This window comes from Amycolatopsis sp. NPDC104587, assembly GCF_055583645.1.
This window is the reverse complement of the sequence record NZ_JBVJNO010000003.1, coordinates 293,341-309,577: the sequence shown is the minus strand read 5'-3', so window position 1 is coordinate 309,577 and position 16,237 is coordinate 293,341. Positions and strand designations below refer to the sequence as shown.

The following is a 16,237-nucleotide window of genomic DNA, read 5'->3' as shown; positions in this document are numbered from 1 at the left end:
CACGGGAGCGTTCACGGGCACTGCCCGGAGGGTCCTCGATGACGCTGACTCGACGAAGCTTCCTGACCGCGGCGGGACTGGGCGTGGCGGCGCTCGGCTCCGCCGCCTGCACGAGCCCGACCACCGCCAACCCCGGCAAGCTCACGCTCTGGTACACCAGCGGCGGGCTGGCCGACTCCGTCGTCGCCGATGCGGGCAAGCGGTTCGCCGACCTCTACCCGTCCCAGGTGAGCGGCCAGCTCAAGCAGCGGCTGCTGGCCGCCCTGTCGGGCAAGGCGTACCTGCCCGACATCACGATGCTCGGCGACGACATCGCGACGTACTTCGCCGATAGCGCGCACTTCGCCGACCTGCGCGACCTCGGCGCGGATGCCGTCAAGGACCGGTACCTGCCGTGGAAGTGGCAGGCCGGCACGGCCCCGGACGGCTTCCAGCTCGGCTTCCCGATCGACGTCGGACCGGCCGCCCTCTACTACCGGCACGACCTGTTCACCCAGGCCGGCTTCCCGAGCGAGCCCGACGACGTCGCCGCCGCGGTGCCGACGTGGGACGCGTACTTCGACTTCGGCCGCCGCCTGCAGGAGAAGCTGCCGGGCCGGCACCTGATCACCGACACGAAGACCGTCTACACGTACTCGATGGCGCAGGAGCCGCAGAAGTACTTCACGCGCGACAACACCTACCTCGGTGACGCGCCGCAGGTCCGCCGCGCCTGGGACCGCGCGCTCACCGCGTTCCGCTTCGGGCTGACCGCGGGGTACGCCGGCTCGCAGGACCCCGGCACCTCCGTCGAGCGGCACGCCGCCTGGAACTCCGGCAAGGAGCTCAGCTTCGTCAACGCGTCGTGGATCGTCGGCGAGCTCAAGAAGTCGGCGCCGGGCACGGCCGGGAAGTGGCGGGTCTGCCGCGCGCCCGGCGGCGCGGGCAACCAGGGCGGCTCGTTCCTCGCTGTCACGAAGTACTGCCCGCGCCCGGACCAGGCGTTCGAGGTCATCCGCTGGATGCTGTCCCCGGAGAACCAGCCGCGGTCCTACCTGGAGGCCGGCCTCTTCCCGACCGGTCCCGACGCGTTCGCCGACCCGCGGCTGCTCGCGCCGGAGCCGTTCTTCGGCGGCCAGGCGACCATGGCCGTGCTCGGCCAGGCCGCCCGCGAGGTGCGGCCCGCCTACTTCAGCCCGTGGGACATCTCGATCAGCGACACCTACACCGACGAGCTCACCAACGTCGAGCTCGCCGGCAAGGACCCCGGCCGCGCCTGGGACGACGCCCGCCGCGGCGTCGAGCGGCTGCTGACCCGGCAGGGGGTGCTCTGATGGCCACGCTCACGCGTCCCGCCGCACCGGCGCGCGTCAAGACTCCCCCGCGCTCGAAGCGCCGGCGCCACCTCCCGCAGTACCTGGCGATCGCGCCGTTCTTCGTGCTCTTCGCCGTGTTCGGCCTCTACCCGGTGCTGTACTCGCTCTACCTCGCGCTGCAGCGCTGGGACGGCGTCGGGCCGATGAAGTTCGTCGGCCTGGGCAACTTCGAGTTCCTGGTCAGCGACCCGACGTTCTGGGACTCGATCGGGAACACCCTGGTCATCTGGGTGATGTCGACGATCCCGATGACCGCGCTGGCCCTGCTCATCGCCGTCGGACTGCACTCGTCGATCCGGTTCAAGGGGGTGTTCCGGATCGCCTACTTCCTGCCGAACGTGACCTCGATCGTGGCGATGTCGCTGGTGTTCGGCTCGATCTTCAGCAGCGAGTTCGGCATCCTCAACTGGTTCCTGGGCCTGCTCGGGGTCGACCCGGTGCCGTGGCTGACCGACCCGTGGGCGATCCGCGTCGCGATCTCGGTCATGATCGTCTGGCGGTGGGTGGGGTACAACGCGATCATCTTCCTGGCCGGGCTGCAGGCGCTGCCCGCCGACGTCTACGAGGCCGCCCGCGTCGACGGCGCCGGACCGGTGCGGACGTTCTTCCGCATCACGCTGCCGCTGCTGCGTCCGGTGCTGCTGTTCTCCGTGGTGATGTCCGCGATCAGCGGGCTGCAGATCTTCACCGAGTCGCAGATCCTGCTCGGCAACCGCGGCGGACCGGACGAGGCGGGCATGACCATGGTGCTGTACTTCTACGACAACGCCTTCGTGAACAACGACTTCGGCTACGGCGCGGCGATCGCGTGGGGCATCTTCGTCGTGGTGGTGCTGTTCGCGATCCTCAACTGGCGGCTGGTCCAGCGCCCCGGCTTCCTGAAGGCGGGCCGATGAGCGGCAGGACCGGCCGGATCGTCACCTACGTCGCGCTGACTGTAGGCGCGCTCGTCACGCTGTTCCCCTACTACTGGCTCGTGGTGATGGCGTCCAACACCACGGCCGACATCTACTCGTCCCCGCCGACGTGGACGTTCGGCGGCGAGCTCTTCCACAACATCGGGCAGGTCTTCGCGAAGATCGACTTCTTCGGGTCGCTGCTCAACACCCTGGTCGTCGCGGTCGTGACGACCCTGCTGGTGCTGTTCTTCGACTCGCTGGCCGCGTTCACCTTCGCCAAGTACCGCTTCCCCGGCAGCTCGGTGCTGTTCGGCGTGGTGCTCGCGACGTTCGTCGTGCCGACCCAGCTGTCGGCGATCCCGCAGTTCACGGTCATGGCGCACCTCGGCTGGGTCGGCGACCTCAAGGCGCTGATCATCCCGGCCGCGGCCAACGCGTTCGGCATCTTCTGGATGCGGCAGTACGCGCAGAGCGCCATCCCGGACGAGCTGCTGGAAGCGGCCCGGATCGACGGCTGCGGGTTCTTCCGGACGTACCTGACGGTCGCGCTGCCGGTGCTCCGCCCGGCGTTGGCGTTCCTCGGCATCTTCACCTTCGTCAACGCCTGGAACGACTACCTGTGGCCGCTGGTCGTGCTGATCGACGCGAACCACGTGACGCTCCAGGTCGCGCTCTCCCAGCTGAACAGCCTGTACGTCAAGGACTACAGCGTCGTCATGGCGGGAACACTGGTGGCGATCGTGCCGCTGCTGGTCGTGTTCGCCTTCGGCGCCCGCCACTTCGTCCGCAACATCGCCGCCGGCGCCCTCAAGGGCTGAAAGGACTCCATGTCGTACGTCGAAGACCCGGGCCCCGGCCACGGTTCGGTGCCCCCGCGCGCGGCCTTCACCTCCGACGCCCCCTCGCTGGTGCTGGACGGCGTGTGGCGGTTCCGGCTTTCGGCCGGCCCTGCGGCCGCCCCCGACCCGGTCGAAGCGGACGACTCCACGTGGGACGAGCTGCCGGTGCCGTCACTGTGGCAGCTGCACGGCCACGGCAAACCCGCCTACACCAACGTGCACTACCCGTTCCCGGTCGATCCGCCGCACGTGCCGTCGGAGAACCCGACCGGGGACCACCGGCTGCGGTTCGACCTGCCCGCGTCCTGGCCCACGGGGTCCGCGCTGCTGCGCTTCGACGGGATCGACTCGTGCGGCCGGATCTGGCTCAACGGCACCGAGCTCGGCGTCACGAAGGGCAGCCGGCTGCCGTCGGAGTTCGAGGTGGGCGCCCTGCTGCGGCCGACCGGGAACGTGCTGGTGGTGCGCGTCCACCAGTGGTCGGCCGGGAGCTACCTCGAGGACCAGGACATGTGGTGGCTGTCCGGGATCTTCCGGTCCGTGACGCTGCTCGCCCGGCCCGCCGGCGGGATCGGCGACTACGGGGTCCGCGCGGACTACGACCACACCACCGGCCTGGGCACGGTCCGCGTCGAAACCGGCCCGGACGTCTTGCTGGACATCCCTTCGCTGGGCGTCACCGGGCATCCGGCAGGTGAACCGCTGGAGCTGCCGGTTTCGCCGTGGAGTGCGGAGTCGCCGCGGCTGTACGACGGCACGCTGTCCACTGTGGCCGAACGGGTGCCGGTGCGGATCGGCTTCCGGACAGTGTCCATCGAGGACGGTCAGCTGAAGGTCAACGGGCGGCGCCTGCTGCTGCGCGGGGTGAACCGGCACGAGCACGACCCGCGGACCGGCCGGGTCGTCTCCCCCGAGACCGCGCTCGCCGATGTCCTGCTCATGAAGCGGCACAACGTCAACGCCGTCCGGACCAGCCACTACCCGCCGGACCCGGAGTTCCTCGAGCTGTGCGACGAACACGGCCTCTGGGTGGTCGACGAGTGCGACCTCGAAACCCACGGCTTCGGGCCGCTGGGCTGGGACCGCAACCCGAGCTCGGAGCCGATGTGGGCGGACGCCTACCTCGACCGGATGCGGCGCACGGTGGAGCGGGACAAGAACCGGCCCAGCGTGATCCTCTGGTCCCTGGGCAACGAGAGCCACACCGGCGAGAACCTGGCGCGGATGGCGGAGTGGGTGCGGCACCGGGACCCGACCCGGCCGGTGCACTACGAGGGTGACCACGACTGTTCCTCTGTGGACGTCCACAGCAGGATGTACGCGACGCACGCCGAGGTCGCCCGGATCGGCGAGCGTGACGACGAGAACGAGCGGCGCCGTGACCTGCCGTTCCTGCTCTGCGAGTACGGGCACGCGATGGGCAACGGCCCGGGCGGGCTGCTGGAGTACCGCGAACTGTTCGAGCGGTACCCGAACTGCCAGGGCGGGTTCGTCTGGGAGTGGATCGACCACGGTCTGTCCACTTCGGCCGGTTTCGCCTACGGCGGGGACTTCGGCGAGCCGATCCACGACGGCAACTTCGTGATCGACGGCCTGGTGTTCCCGGACCGGACGCCGTCACCGGGACTGGTCGAGTACGCGAAGATCATCGAACCGGTCCGGATCTCGGCCGATCTCGCCGGTGTCCGGGTGTCGAACCACTACGACTTCTCGACGACCGGGCACCTCGCCTTCACCTGGGTGTTCGAGGAAACCGGGACCGCGGTCGCCTCGGGGACTCTCGACGTCCCGGTCGTCCACTCCGGACAGAGCGTTTCGGTGCCGCTCCCCGCGTTGCCGCCCACCTCCGGCGAGTCATGGCTGACCGTGTCGGCGTCGCTGAAGGCCGCGACGTCGTGGGCGCCCGCGGGCCACGTCGTCGGGTGGGGGCAGCTGCCGGTGTCGGAGGCCCCGGCGTCGCCGCCGCTCCCGTCGCGCGGCCCCGTGTTCCGCACGGCCGGACGGCTCGTCCTGGGCGTCGGCGAGTTCGACCCGGCGACCGGCGTGCTGGGCACGCTCGGCGGGCACCCGGTGACGGGTCCCCGCCTGGACGTCTGGCGCGCGACGACGGACAACGACCGCGGCGAGTCGGACGGCCCGCCGGTGGCGTCGCGGTGGCGGGCGGCCGGCCTGCACCGGATGCAGCACCGGGTGATCTCGGTCGACGCCGACGGCGACGAGCTGGTGGTCCGCACCCGCGTCGCCCCGCCGGCGCAGCCGTTCGGGCTGTTCGCGGACTACACGTGGACGGCGTTCGCCGACCGCCTGCGGCTCACCGTGGACGTGACCCCGGACGGCGCACTGCCGGAGACATTCCCCCGGCTGGGCGTCACGATGGCTGTCCCGGGCGAGCTCGGCACGGCCGAGTGGTTCGGCGGCGGCCCGGGCGAGGCGTACCCGGACAGCCACCAGGCGGCGCGCATCGGCCGGTTCTCCAGCAGCGTCGACGGCCTGCAGACGCCGTACGTGTACCCGCAGGAGAACGGCAACCGGGCCGCTGCCCGCTGGGCGAGCCTGACCACCCCATCGGGCGCGGGCATCCGCGTCGACGGCGCCCCGACGTTCGACTTCACGGCCCGCCGCTGGACGGCGGCCCAGCTGGAGGAGGCCCGGCACACGGCGGATCTGGTGGCCGGAGACCTGGTCCACGTGACGCTGGACGTCGCGCAGCACGGGCTGGGGTCGGCGTCGTGCGGGCCCGGGGTGCTGCCGCGGTACCGGCTGGCGCCGCAGAAGACGTCGTTCACGCTCTGGTTCCGGCCGCTGGCGGGTGGTGTCGCAAATTGAGACCCCCGCGGCGGCCCGCATGCGGTGTCGTGGAGGTCCACGCCAGGACAGGAGCGTCCCCGGATGAGCCACTCCACGACGGCGCCGTCGAGCGCGCGGTTGCTGACCACGCCCGGTGCGCTGGGCCTGGCCGATCTCGTCGCGATCTTCGACGACCTCCAGTTCACGCTGCAGTGCTGCGAACGGCTGGTGGCCGAGCTCGAACGGCCCCGCCGGGACGCCGTCCTCGTCGAGTCGCTGTGGGTGTCGGCGGTGAACTCCTACGCGCGCTGCTTCCGCACCGGTGACCGCGGTATGAACCTGACCCCGGCGGACGTCGAGGCGACCGGGGTGCAGGGTGAGGTCGCCGCGTGGCACGAGCTGCTCGGCAAGATCCGCGACTTCTCGATCGACGGGGCGGTCAACCCGCGCGAGTCCTACTCCATCGGCGTCTCCCAGACCGAGACCGGCGAGGCCGCGGGCATCGTCATCACCTCGGCCGTGCGGCCGCTGGTGGACGACGTGACGGTCCGCCAGACCGGCCGGCTCGCCTTCGAGCTGAGCCGGCTCGTCGACGAGCGGATCAAGGACCACCAGCAGAAGGTTTTCGAGACGGCGTCCCGGATGCCGGCCGACCAGCTCTCGGCGTTGCCCGCCATCGAGGTCACCGCGGAGCCGTCTCAATAAGTCTCAGAAGTCGTCTCACTATTCCGCGCCGGGTAGGTGGCGGTAGATCGTCGCCCGGGAGACGCCGAGTGCGGCCGCGATGTCGGCCGGGGCGTGGCCCGCGTCGTAGAGGCGCTGGGCCGCCTCGACCGTCTCCGGGCTCATCACCGTGGGCCGGCCGCGGCGACCGCGGCTCTTGGGTTCGGCCGCGGTGAACAGCCGGTCGACGCCGTCGAGGATCGCGGCGCGCAGCTCGGCCGCCGGGGCGTCGGCGAACAGCACCACCGGGTCGCTCAGCATCGCGATCGCCTGCGCCGCTCGCACCTGCGCCGCCAGGTCGGGTTCCGGGCCCGCCACCAGCAGGTTCGCCTGCAGCATGCCGTCGCGGAACCGCTCGAACACCGTGTCCGACGCGGTCAGGCCGAGATCGCGCAGGTTCATCCGCAGCAGGTACCGGTGGCTCAGCCAGACGTCGAGGAGTCCTTCGATCGCGGCCCGGCGCGGGTCGGCGGCCTCGGCCGCCTTCGCCATTGCCACCTCAGCGTCGGCCAGCATCGGCTCGGCGAGCGCCGTGACGATGTCCGCCTTGCCCGGGAAGTGGTAGAGCACCGCGGTCTTCGTGACGCCGACGAGCTCGGCCAGCTCCCGCACCGACGTCGCGTGGTAGCCGCGCGTCGAGAACTCTTCGAGCGCGACGCGCAGGATCCGGGCGCGGGTGTCGTCCGTCATCATCACCCGAGCCTAGCCGCTTGCCTGACCGATGGACAGGAGCGTACGGTCGGGACTGACCGATGGTCAGGACCGAGACGGGGGTTCAGATGAACGAGCAGACCGTACTGATCTCCGGCGCCGGGGTCGCCGGGCCGACGCTGGCCTACTGGCTGGCCCGCGCGGGCTTCCGGCCCACCGTGGTGGAGCGCGCCGCCGGGATGCGCTCGAGCGGCAGCCCGGTGGACGTCCGCGGCCCGGCGTCGCTGGTCGCGGACCGGATGGGCATCACCGCGAAGCTGCGCGAAGCCAGCACCGACACGACGTCCCTGAAGTTCGTCGACGACGCCGGCCGCCGGACCGGGCGCGTCCCGATGAGCGTGCTCGGCAGCGACACCGACATCGAGCTGCCCCGCACCGACCTCGCGGCGATCCTGTACGAAGCGGCGAGCGAAGACGCCGAATTCGTCTTCCACGACTCGATCACCGGGCTCCACCAGGACGACGGCGGTGTCGACGTCACATTCGAGCGGGGTGCGCCCCGGCGTTTCGACCTCGTGCTCGGCTCGGACGGCCTGCACTCCGCCGTGCGGCGGCTGGCGTTCGGCGCGGAAGCGGCGTTCGTCGAGCACATGGGCGTCTACATCGCGACGCTGCCGCTGGCCGAGGCGCCGGCCGACCGCACCGAGCTGGTGATGTACAACTCGCCGGGCCGGGCCGTCGCGGTCCACCCGTCGCGCGGGCACGGGATCGCGGCGTTCATGTTCCGCGGCGACGCGGTGCCGGGGTTCGACTACCGGGACACCGCGCTGCACAAGCGGATGCTGTTCTCGGCGTACGACGGCGCCGGGTGGCGGGTGCCGGAGCTGCTGGAGCGCGTGCGGGAGGCCGACGACCTGTACTTCGACGCGGTGAGCCGGGTGCGGATGGACAGCTGGAGCACGGGTCGCATCGCCCTGGCCGGCGACGCAGCGTCGTGCGTGTCCCTGTTCGGCGACGGCTCGACGCTGGCGATGGCGGGCGCGTACACGCTGGCCTCGGAGCTGGGCCGGACCCCGGACGACGCGGCCTCGGCGTTCCGGCGTTACGAGGAGGCGCACCGCAAGCTGGTGGAACCCAGGCAGCGCAACGTCTCCACGGCCGCGGCGTTGCTGATCCCGGCGACCCGCGGCGGGCTGGCGGTACGCAACCTCGGGACGCGGCTGCTGCCGTTGATGGGCGCGGCCCGGAAGCTGGTTCCGGCCCGCGCGGCCTGACGGGTGGGTTGAAACGGCACGGCTGAGCCGCCGCGCCCGGGCGACCGCGGCGCGGCGGCGGCGATCGCGACTCAACGCAGCCCGCCCCGGCCCAGCCGGGCTGGGCTGGCCCAACGGGGCCCGGTCCAGCGAGACCCGGTCCAGCGGGATCCGGCGTGACTCGGTCCGGCGCGGCCCGACCCGGCGCCGCGGGGCCCGACCCGGCACCGCGAGGCCCGGCCCGGCACGATCAGCCTCGCAACATCGGCGGGTACAACAACTCCGCTTTCCCCCGCCGATAAAGCTGCGCCGGCCTTCCCCCATCACGGGTCGTCGTCCGGCCCGTAGGCTCCAACAGTCCCTCCGCGCCCGTCACCTTCCGGTGGAAGTTCCGCGGATCCAGCCGCGTGTCCCACACCAGCTCGTACACCCGCCGCAGCTCGGCCACGGTGAACTCCGGGGCGCAGAACGCCGTCGCCAGCGGGGAATACTCCAGCTTCGCCCGGGCGCGCTCGAGCCCGTCCGCCAGGATCCGGTCGTGGTCGAACGCCAGCCGCTCGGCCGTCAGCGCTCGCACCGGGGCCCAGCGCGCCTCGGCCGCGTCCGTGCCCGCGGACGGGGTCGGCAGGTCCGGGGCCAGCGCCAGGTACGCCACCGTCACCACCCGCATCCGCGGGTCCCGGTCCGGCGCGCCGTACCCCGCCAGCTGTTCGATGTGGACGGTTCCCGGCGCCAGCCCCGTCTCCTCCGCCAGTTCGCGCCGCGCCGCCTCGGACAGGTCTTCGTCCGCGCGGACGAACCCGCCCGGCAACGCCCATTCGCCCAGGTACGGCGAAACTCCCCGGCGCACCACCAGCGCGCACAGCTCGTCCCCGGTCAGGGTGAGCACGACCAGATCCACGGTGACGGCGAACGGCGGGTGACCCATGCCACCACCCTACCTTCTAATCGTCAGCTTGACGATTAGACCGTCCACCGCATATCGTCACTGCGACGATAAGAGGAGGGCACATGGCCGACATCAGCCGCCGGTTCGGGTTCCGGCACCTGCGGGGCGCACCCACCGTGCACATCCGCCACCACCGCCGTGGCAAGCTCGCGCACGACGGCATCGGGCTGTCGTTCTGGTACCGGCCGCTGACCGCCGTGGTCTCGGAGGTGCCGGTCGACGACCGGGAGCTGCCCCTGCTGTTCCACGCGCGCACCGCCGACTTCCAAGACGTCACCGTCCAGCTCGCCCTCACCTTCCGGATCGAGGACCCGGCGGTGGCCGCGCAGCGCATCGACTTCTCCATCGACCCCGGCACCGGGCGCTGGAGAAGCGACCCGCTCGGCCAGATCAGCGGGCTGCTCACCGAGAACGTCCAGCAGTACGCCCTCGAGGTGCTCACCCGCATCGACCTCGCCACCGCGCTCGTCGACGGCGTGCGCGCGGTCCGCGACCGGATCCGCGCCGGGCTGGCCGAGGAGGACACCCGGCTCGCGCAGACCGGCACATCCGTCCTCGACGTGCGTGTGGTCGCCATCCGGGCCGAGCCGGAGGTGGAGAAGGCGCTGCAGACGACCGCGCGGGAGAAGGTGCAGCAGGAAGCCGACCGGGCGACCTACGAGCGCCGCGCGATGGCCGTCGAACGGGAACGTGCGATCAGCGAAAACGAGCTGCAGAGCCAGATCGAGCTGGCCCGCCGCGAAGAGCAGCTGCTGACGCAGCGGGGCGCGAACGCCCGGCGGCAGGCCGAGGAGGCGGCCGCCGCGAGCCGCATCGAGACCGAGGCGCAGGCGTCGCGGAAGCAGCGGCTGACCGCGGTCGAGGCGGCGGGCAAGCAGGCGCTCGGCGAGGCGGAGGCGGCCGGTGAGGCGGCCCGGCTCGCGGCCTACCGCGACCTGCCGGAAGGCGTGCTCACCGGGCTGGCGCTGAAGGAGCTGGCCGGCAACCTGCCGCAGATCGACAGCCTGGTCCTGACGCCCGACCTGCTCACGCCGCTGCTGACGAAGCTGGGCGTGCGGTCGTGAGCCTCGCTCCGCGGGTGGTGCTGGTGCACCGCCGCACCGAGCTGGCCGAGCTGCTGGCCCGGCACGGCACCCGCGGCCAGGCGGAGTTCTTCCTCCGCACGCGCGGCCGTGACCTCGCCGAGGTGACCGAGGCGGACGCCGCCGTGCGCGCGGCGCTCGCCTCGGCCTCGGCGGCGATCCCGCTCGACTGGCGCCGGGGTGAGGTCGAACGCGCGGACCTCGACCGGTTCCTGTTCACGCCGGAGGACATCGTGGTGGTCGTCGGCCAGGACGGGCTGGTCGCCAACGTCGCCAAGTACCTCGACGGCCAGCCGGTGGTCGGCGTGGCCCCCGGCGCGCCCGGCGTCCTGGTCAAGCACCCGGCCGCCGCCGTCGCGGACCTGGTGCGCGCCACCGGCGACGTCGAGCGCCGGACGATGGCCGAGCTCACCGCCGACGACGGCCAGCGGCTGCTCGCGCTCAACGAGATCTACCTCGGGCACGCCGGGCACCAGACGGCCCGCTACCGGCTGGGGGTCGGGAGCGGGCCGGCGGAACGCCAGGCGTCGTCGGGGATCCTGGTCGGGACGGGCACCGGCGCGACCGGTTGGTGCGGGTCGGTGTGGCGGGAACGCGGGAGCGGGCTCCGGCTGCCCGCGCCCGGTGAACAGCGGCTCGTCTGGTTCGTGCGGGAGGCGTGGCCGTCACCGACGACCGGAACGACGTGCACCGAAGGGGATCTGACGTCGGCGCCGCTGACGGTCGAGGTCGAGTCCGATCGCCTGGTCGCGTTCGGCGACGGCCTCGAGACGGACAGCGTCGCCCTCACCCGCGGCCAGACGGCGACGTTCGTGCCCGCGGCGAAGACCGTCCACTTGGTCCGGTGATCGAGCGGCGTGCGAAAGTGGCCGGATGACGTGGCTGCTGTGGGTGCTCGGCGCGGTGGTGATCGCCGCCGCCGGGTTCGGCGTGGTCGTGGTGCCCCGCCTGCGGGAGCGCGACCTGCGCCGGCGGACGGCGTGGTCGACCGCGCGGGCCGCGATCGACAGCGCGGCCGTGAGCCGGGACGCCGCGGCCGCTCCCCTGCCCGAAGCCGAGCAGCTGCTGACCCGGGCAGAGACTCTCGCAGGCGCGCACGGCGGTGCGCGGGCCGCCCAGGCGGCCGAGGAGCACGCACGCCGTGCCGACGCGCTTTGGCGAGCCGCTCGTGACTAGCCGGTGGCCGGACGCGCTCCGGTGGAGCCTGCTCGCGGTGGCCGTGGCCGTGCTCGTCACGTTCCTCCTGGTGCAGAAGCAGAGCACCGACGTCAGCTACGGCCAGGCGCCGGCGGCGAAGGACCCGATCCCCGAGGGCTCGGCCGGCGAGCTGAGCGGCGCCACGATCCCGTCGGACGACCAGCTCACCGCGATGCTCAAGGCGTCCCCCGTCGTGCGGCTACCGGGCTCGATCGCGACCTGGGACGACCAGGCCGTGAAGGCCGCGGCCGGCGGCACGGACTACCGGATCCTCGTCGCGCCGCCCGGGCTCAAGAAGGACGACGAAACCCGGCTGCACGACGTCGAAGCGGCGACCGTCCGCGTGGTCGGCACCGAGGTCAGCGGCGGGATCCTCCAGGCCTCGGCCGACCGCGCGAGCGAGTGGGTCCACCAGTTCGCCACCGGCGACGTCACCGAGTCGCTGACCACGCTGATCGCCCACCTGAACCACCGGCCCGAACCGCCGGACCAGGCCCCGATCGCCCGGCGCGACCCGACGGCCGGCGAGCTGGCCGAAGCCACCACGGCGCTGCGCGGCACCGGCCGGTTCGTCACCCCCGGCGCGACCCTGAAGGACGTGCCTGCGACGACCGCCGCGTTCCCCGGCGCGCAGCCGTTGTACGTCGCCTTGCCGCAGCAACCGGCCGGGCAGCCGTTGGTCCACTTCGGACCGGCGCTGGCGAAGGAGTTCCCCGGCCGGCCGATCGTCGTGCTCTACGGCCAGTGGATCGAGTACGACGGCCCGTCGGCCGCCGCCTTCTCCGACGTCGTCACGGCGAGCTTCTACGGCCAGTTCGCCGACCGCCTCAGCACGTACGCCTACCCCCAGCGCAACGTCCTCGGCGCGTGGCTCGACCGTGTCACGGCCATCCGCTACGCCGGGCTGTTCGACCGCCCGCTCCCCTACACGCCGTTCGACCCGCTGCGGGTCGCGCTGCCCGCGCTGCCGTGGCTGTTCGCCGCCTGCGCGGTCGGGTTCCTCGTCCTCTCGGCCCGCCGGGTGGTGCGCCCGGCCCGGCCCGTGGGAGCCGGTGTCCCGGCGCGCCTGGCCGGGCTGACCGCGCTCGCCGTCGAGATCTCGGGGCTCACCGACGGCGCGTCGGCCGCGGCCCTGACCCGCGGGATCACCCAGCTGACGGCGGCCCGGGAGGCGTTCACGGAGAAACTGCCGGACCGGCACGTGCACCGCTTGCTCGACGCGGCCGAGTCCGATTTGGACATCACCGCCGGGCTGCTCGGCCGCCCGGACTACCGGCCCGCCGCGTACCTGCGAGGGAGGCTCGCGTGAACCGCTTCTTCCGCTCCGCGTTCGGGATCGCGGTGCTCGGCTGCCTCGTGCTCGCGGGCTGGGCGGTGTGGTCGGCGGGCGTGTTCGACGGCCCGGTCGCCCGGCAGCTGCGGTCGGCGTCGGTGTACGTCGCGCCCGGGGTCACGCTCGACCAGCCGGCCGCCGAACGCGTCATCGGCAACCGGCGGCTGGTGGTGGCGTTCCTCGAACCGGGCGCGGACCTGAGCGACGCGTGCGACAGCCTCGGCAGCACCGCCGAAGGCACTCTTGCCGTGATGCTCAGCCGCGACGGGGACGACTTCAAGAAGTACGGCTGCTCGCAGCTGCCCGGCGGGGACGAGGAGAACTTCGGCAAGGCGTACGTCGCGGAGTCGATGATCGGCAACGGCATCGACGCCTTCACCGACCGGCCGGTGGACGCGCTGAAGGTCATGGTCGTCAACTACGACCTGCTGGTGAAGTCCGGCGCGATCCCCGACGGCGGCCGCACGGTCAGCCCCTCGCTGCCGCGCTACCTGGTCGCGTCGGCTGCCGTCGCGGCGGTGGTCCTGGGCTCGTTGGCGCTCTACGTCGTCGCCCGCCGGACCGGCCAGGTGGCGGTGACGCGGCGCGAGCGCCGGGACGCCGAAGCGGACGAGCGGTCCGAGCTGGCAGCGGCCACGGCCGTGCTGGCCCAGGAGATCATCGACCTGGACAAGCGCTATGCCCGACAGAAGCCCGCGAGCAAGTTCGCCCGGAGCTACCGGGCTCTCGTGGCCGACTACACGAACCTGCTGCCGGATCTCGGCCGGGAGACCCCCGAGCTGCGGGCCCGGGTCGAGAAGCTGCTGACCCGGGCCCGCAAGCTCGGCGCTCAGGTGCCGTAGCGGGACTTGACGATCGACGGGGTGTCGAGGTTGTGGCCCGCGTCCATGCTCTGCGCGAGCCGCAGGTACTGGCCCTCGGCCCACATCAGCGGGCCCGCGCTGCCGGTCGGGCGGCCCAGCCCGAAGCAGCCGACGTCGGCGCGGTCCCAGACCTGCTCGGGCACGAAGTACCCGTCGTTCGCCGAGTCCGCCATGGACTTCAGGTAGACACCGGCCGAGCGGCCGTTGGCCAGTTCGTACTGGCCGCGCTCCCCCGACAGCACCGGCCACAGCCGGCCGAAGCGCCGGCTGCCGCCCGCGGGCCAGCCGTTGCAGGTCGAGGTGCTCTCGCCGTAGTTGTCGTGCGGGTAGCGGTGAAAGTAGACGTCACCGTTCGGCAGCGTCACCTGCATCGCCGCGTTGCCGTCGGACGCGGCGGCCGTCGGCGCGACCGAGTTCGCGATAGTCGTGTCGCTCGCCGGGCGGATGCCGAGGCGCACCAGGTCGAGGAACCCGAAGTCGGTGACGTCGTGTTCGTAGAAGCAGCCTTCGTCGAAGCAGATCGTCGCACCGTCGTTGGGGTTCCCGGAGCGGTCGAGCCGCTCGTAATAGGTGTGCCCGCCCCAGTAGCCGGACGTCGTCACGGTCCAGCCGGCCAGGGAGGTGCGCCACGAGTCCGCTGTGGACTCCCACGACGTCGCGCTCGCGGTGTCGCCGTTGGCCCGGGCGATCGCGCCGGCCGCGATCAGCCCGGCGATCTCGGCGGCGATCGACGACGGTGACTTGCCGTATTGCTCTTCCCACCGCTCGGTGGTGTCCGGCCCGGTCGCGACGAGGTGGTTCGCCGTCGTCTTGACCTTCGAGTACGTCGAGGCGTCGGTGACGCCGGTCAGCCACGCGAGCAGGATCGCGTCGGCGTCCTGGTCGAGCTGTTCGCAGCAGCCGAGCTGCTGGGCGCTCGCCCCGGCGACCCCGGAAACCGGGCTGTAGCGCGGGAACGAGCCCGCCGGGTAGGTCATGCCGTCCCCGGCGGTCGGGCTGCCGATCCACTGGGAGCTCCACAGGAACTGCGCCATCCGCTTGGCCTGCGCGGTGTCGCCCGCGGCGAGCAGGCCGGTCGCCTGCTGGTAGAGGTCACGGCCCCAGACGCGGTGATAACCGTCGTTGAGCTGGTCGCCGTTGGTGAAGTTGCCCCACGGCGTCGCGAGGCCCGCGACGCTCGCACCGGGGTGCTGCTTGTCCTCGGCGGTCTTGAGCGCCATCGCGGCGACGTAGTAGGCGCGACGCCGCTGGGTGTCACCGGAAACGCTGGCGGGGGCGGGTTTCAGACCGCCCACATAGGAGTTCCAGCCGCCGCGGTAGGACGTCGCCACGGCGGAGAACCCGCTGCTCAGCGACCCGGTCGCGGCCGAGGTGGCGGCGGCCGTGGTGCTGCCGTAGCCGAGGGCGACGGTGAACGTGGTGTCCGTGCCGACCGGGATCTGTCCACACTGGACGACGTTGCCGGTGCCGGAGACGTTGTCGAACTGGTTGTTGAGGTTCTTGTCGGCGCGCAGGTCGACCAGGCAGTCGCTGCCCGCGCCGCTGTAGCCGTTGTCGTGCGCGGTGAACCCGGTCGAGACGCGCAGCGCCGACACGACGGTCGTGGCCGCGCCGCCGAACAGCGTCTCGGTGCCGCCCGCCACCAGGCCGGTGCCGTCCCACCACGCGTTGTCGTTGGCGCCGCCGCCGGCCATCGACGGGTTGGCGAGCAGGTAGAGGCGGTAGGCGCCGCCGTCGAGGGACTGGAAGCGGGTGTTCCGGACGAGCGTCGCGCGGGCCGGGTCGGTGACGTAGTCGGTGGTGATCCGGTACTTGCCGCTCTTGGCGGTGTTGGTGACGGTGTACTGGAGCGCCTTCTCGTCGGGCATCGAGACGACGTGGTCGGTGGCGTCGCGTTCGAGGTCGACGAAGCTCGATCCGTCGGTGACGACGAACTGCATGTCCTGCAGGTTCGGGACGTCGGCGCGCGGGTAGAAGACCTCCGAGGTCACGCCGTCGGCGACGGTGAACCACACCGGGCTGCCGGTGGTCGTCGAGGTGCCGAGCGCGGACTTGTTGCCGGTCGCCCAGGAGGCGCCGCCGCCGCAGCAGTCGGTCGCGGTGCCGCTCGCGAGGGCCGTGCCGGGCAGCGCGCCGGCGAGCAGCACGCCCGCTCCGGCGCAGGCCAGGACCGCTTTCCACCTGATCATCAAGACCCTCCGACGGCGTTGTCGTCAATATGTTGCGAGCCGCAACATATTGAGCCACCGGCGGGTGACAAGCAATGTCCGATCGGTCTGAACCGATCCAGCCCTGCTCCGGACGGC

The 16,237-nt window shown here is 72.2% G+C and carries 14 protein-coding genes; 11 read left to right on the top strand and 3 right to left on the bottom strand.

The genetic code is table 11. The annotated features are described in order from the left end of the window. Window positions 1-38: 38 nt before the first annotated feature. From ACZ61C_RS09520 to ACZ61C_RS09500, 5 genes are all read left to right on the top strand, one after another. Entirely contained in the window at window positions 39-1,313 is a 1,275-nt protein-coding gene (locus ACZ61C_RS09520; protein ID WP_465304754.1) for an ABC transporter substrate-binding protein, read from the top strand. Beyond that, entirely contained in the window at window positions 1,313-2,251 is a 939-nt protein-coding gene (locus ACZ61C_RS09515; protein WP_465304752.1) for a carbohydrate ABC transporter permease, read from the top strand. Before ACZ61C_RS09520 ends, ACZ61C_RS09515 begins: the two co-directional genes overlap by 1 nt. Next, a complete protein-coding gene (locus ACZ61C_RS09510) occupies window positions 2,248-3,072 on the top strand; it encodes a carbohydrate ABC transporter permease (protein WP_465304750.1) in 825 nt (274 codons plus the stop codon). Before ACZ61C_RS09515 ends, ACZ61C_RS09510 begins: the two co-directional genes overlap by 4 nt. Before the next feature lie 9 nt (window positions 3,073-3,081). Continuing rightward, window positions 3,082-5,919: a glycoside hydrolase family 2 TIM barrel-domain containing protein gene (locus ACZ61C_RS09505; RefSeq protein ID WP_465304748.1), complete on the top strand. Its 2,838-nt coding sequence runs from the start codon at window positions 3,082-3,084 to the stop codon at window positions 5,917-5,919. Window positions 5,920-5,982: 63 nt separating this feature from the next. Beyond that, complete coding sequence (locus tag ACZ61C_RS09500; RefSeq protein ID WP_465304746.1) at window positions 5,983-6,585, top strand: hypothetical protein; 603 nt, start codon at window positions 5,983-5,985, stop codon at window positions 6,583-6,585. Window positions 6,586-6,603: 18 nt separating this feature from the next. On the opposite strand, the gene ACZ61C_RS09495 is transcribed toward ACZ61C_RS09500, so the two are convergent. Then, window positions 6,604-7,296, bottom strand: a complete 693-nt coding sequence (locus ACZ61C_RS09495) for a TetR family transcriptional regulator (protein WP_465304744.1) — start codon at window positions 7,294-7,296, stop codon at window positions 6,604-6,606. 86 nt (window positions 7,297-7,382) lie between these two features. On the opposite strand from ACZ61C_RS09495, the gene ACZ61C_RS09490 reads away from it, so the two are divergent. Next, the gene (locus ACZ61C_RS09490) at window positions 7,383-8,528 is read left to right on the top strand and encodes an FAD-dependent monooxygenase (protein ID WP_465304742.1); all 1,146 of its coding nucleotides are present in this window, start codon (window positions 7,383-7,385) and stop codon (window positions 8,526-8,528) included. A gap of 229 nt (window positions 8,529-8,757) precedes the next feature. On the opposite strand, the gene ACZ61C_RS09485 is transcribed toward ACZ61C_RS09490, so the two are convergent. Continuing rightward, on the bottom strand, window positions 8,758-9,435 hold the full coding sequence (locus tag ACZ61C_RS09485; RefSeq protein ID WP_465304740.1) for an NUDIX hydrolase: 678 nt from the start codon (window positions 9,433-9,435) through the stop codon (window positions 8,758-8,760). Between the two features lie 83 nt (window positions 9,436-9,518). On the opposite strand from ACZ61C_RS09485, the gene ACZ61C_RS09480 reads away from it, so the two are divergent. The 5 genes from ACZ61C_RS09480 to ACZ61C_RS09460 are packed head-to-tail and all read left to right on the top strand — an operon-like array spanning window position 9,519 to window position 13,910. After that, the gene (locus ACZ61C_RS09480; RefSeq protein WP_465304738.1) at window positions 9,519-10,520 is read left to right on the top strand and encodes an SPFH domain-containing protein; all 1,002 of its coding nucleotides are present in this window, start codon (window positions 9,519-9,521) and stop codon (window positions 10,518-10,520) included. Beyond that, window positions 10,517-11,386: an NAD(+)/NADH kinase gene (locus ACZ61C_RS09475; RefSeq protein WP_465304736.1), complete on the top strand. Its 870-nt coding sequence runs from the start codon at window positions 10,517-10,519 to the stop codon at window positions 11,384-11,386. Before ACZ61C_RS09480 ends, ACZ61C_RS09475 begins: the two co-directional genes overlap by 4 nt. A gap of 25 nt (window positions 11,387-11,411) precedes the next feature. Further along, window positions 11,412-11,714: a DUF6403 family protein gene (locus ACZ61C_RS09470; protein ID WP_465304734.1), complete on the top strand. Its 303-nt coding sequence runs from the start codon at window positions 11,412-11,414 to the stop codon at window positions 11,712-11,714. Then, window positions 11,707-13,044: a hypothetical protein gene (locus ACZ61C_RS09465; RefSeq protein ID WP_465304732.1), complete on the top strand. Its 1,338-nt coding sequence runs from the start codon at window positions 11,707-11,709 to the stop codon at window positions 13,042-13,044. The genes ACZ61C_RS09470 and ACZ61C_RS09465 overlap by 8 nt, the downstream gene beginning before the upstream one ends. After that, window positions 13,041-13,910, top strand: coding sequence for a hypothetical protein (locus ACZ61C_RS09460; RefSeq protein WP_465304730.1), 870 nt, complete (start codon window positions 13,041-13,043; stop codon window positions 13,908-13,910). Before ACZ61C_RS09465 ends, ACZ61C_RS09460 begins: the two co-directional genes overlap by 4 nt. On the opposite strand, the gene ACZ61C_RS09455 is transcribed toward ACZ61C_RS09460, so the two are convergent. After that, on the bottom strand, window positions 13,898-16,120 hold the full coding sequence (locus ACZ61C_RS09455) for a glycoside hydrolase family 15 protein (RefSeq protein WP_465304728.1): 2,223 nt from the start codon (window positions 16,118-16,120) through the stop codon (window positions 13,898-13,900). The two genes, ACZ61C_RS09460 and ACZ61C_RS09455, sit on opposite strands and share 13 nt — an antisense overlap. Window positions 16,121-16,237 lie beyond the last annotated feature (117 nt).

Bases quoted from the DNA above. Each gene is read 5' to 3' on its own strand.
- ACZ61C_RS09520 (WP_465304754.1), top strand. From the start codon at position 39: ATGACGCTGACTCGACGAAGCTTCCTGACCGCGGCGGGACTGGGCGTG.
- ACZ61C_RS09515 (WP_465304752.1), top strand. From the start codon at position 1,313: ATGGCCACGCTCACGCGTCCCGCCGCACCGGCGCGCGTCAAGACTCCC.
- ACZ61C_RS09510 (WP_465304750.1), top strand. From the start codon at position 2,248: ATGAGCGGCAGGACCGGCCGGATCGTCACCTACGTCGCGCTGACTGTA.
- ACZ61C_RS09505 (WP_465304748.1), top strand. From the start codon at position 3,082: ATGTCGTACGTCGAAGACCCGGGCCCCGGCCACGGTTCGGTGCCCCCG.
- ACZ61C_RS09500 (WP_465304746.1), top strand. From the start codon at position 5,983: ATGAGCCACTCCACGACGGCGCCGTCGAGCGCGCGGTTGCTGACCACG.
- ACZ61C_RS09495 (WP_465304744.1), bottom strand. From the start codon at position 7,296: ATGATGACGGACGACACCCGCGCCCGGATCCTGCGCGTCGCGCTCGAA.
- ACZ61C_RS09490 (WP_465304742.1), top strand. From the start codon at position 7,383: ATGAACGAGCAGACCGTACTGATCTCCGGCGCCGGGGTCGCCGGGCCG.
- ACZ61C_RS09485 (WP_465304740.1), bottom strand. From the start codon at position 9,435: ATGGGTCACCCGCCGTTCGCCGTCACCGTGGATCTGGTCGTGCTCACC.
- ACZ61C_RS09480 (WP_465304738.1), top strand. From the start codon at position 9,519: ATGGCCGACATCAGCCGCCGGTTCGGGTTCCGGCACCTGCGGGGCGCA.
- ACZ61C_RS09470 (WP_465304734.1), top strand. From the start codon at position 11,412: ATGACGTGGCTGCTGTGGGTGCTCGGCGCGGTGGTGATCGCCGCCGCC.
- ACZ61C_RS09455 (WP_465304728.1), bottom strand. From the start codon at position 16,120: ATGATCAGGTGGAAAGCGGTCCTGGCCTGCGCCGGAGCGGGCGTGCTG.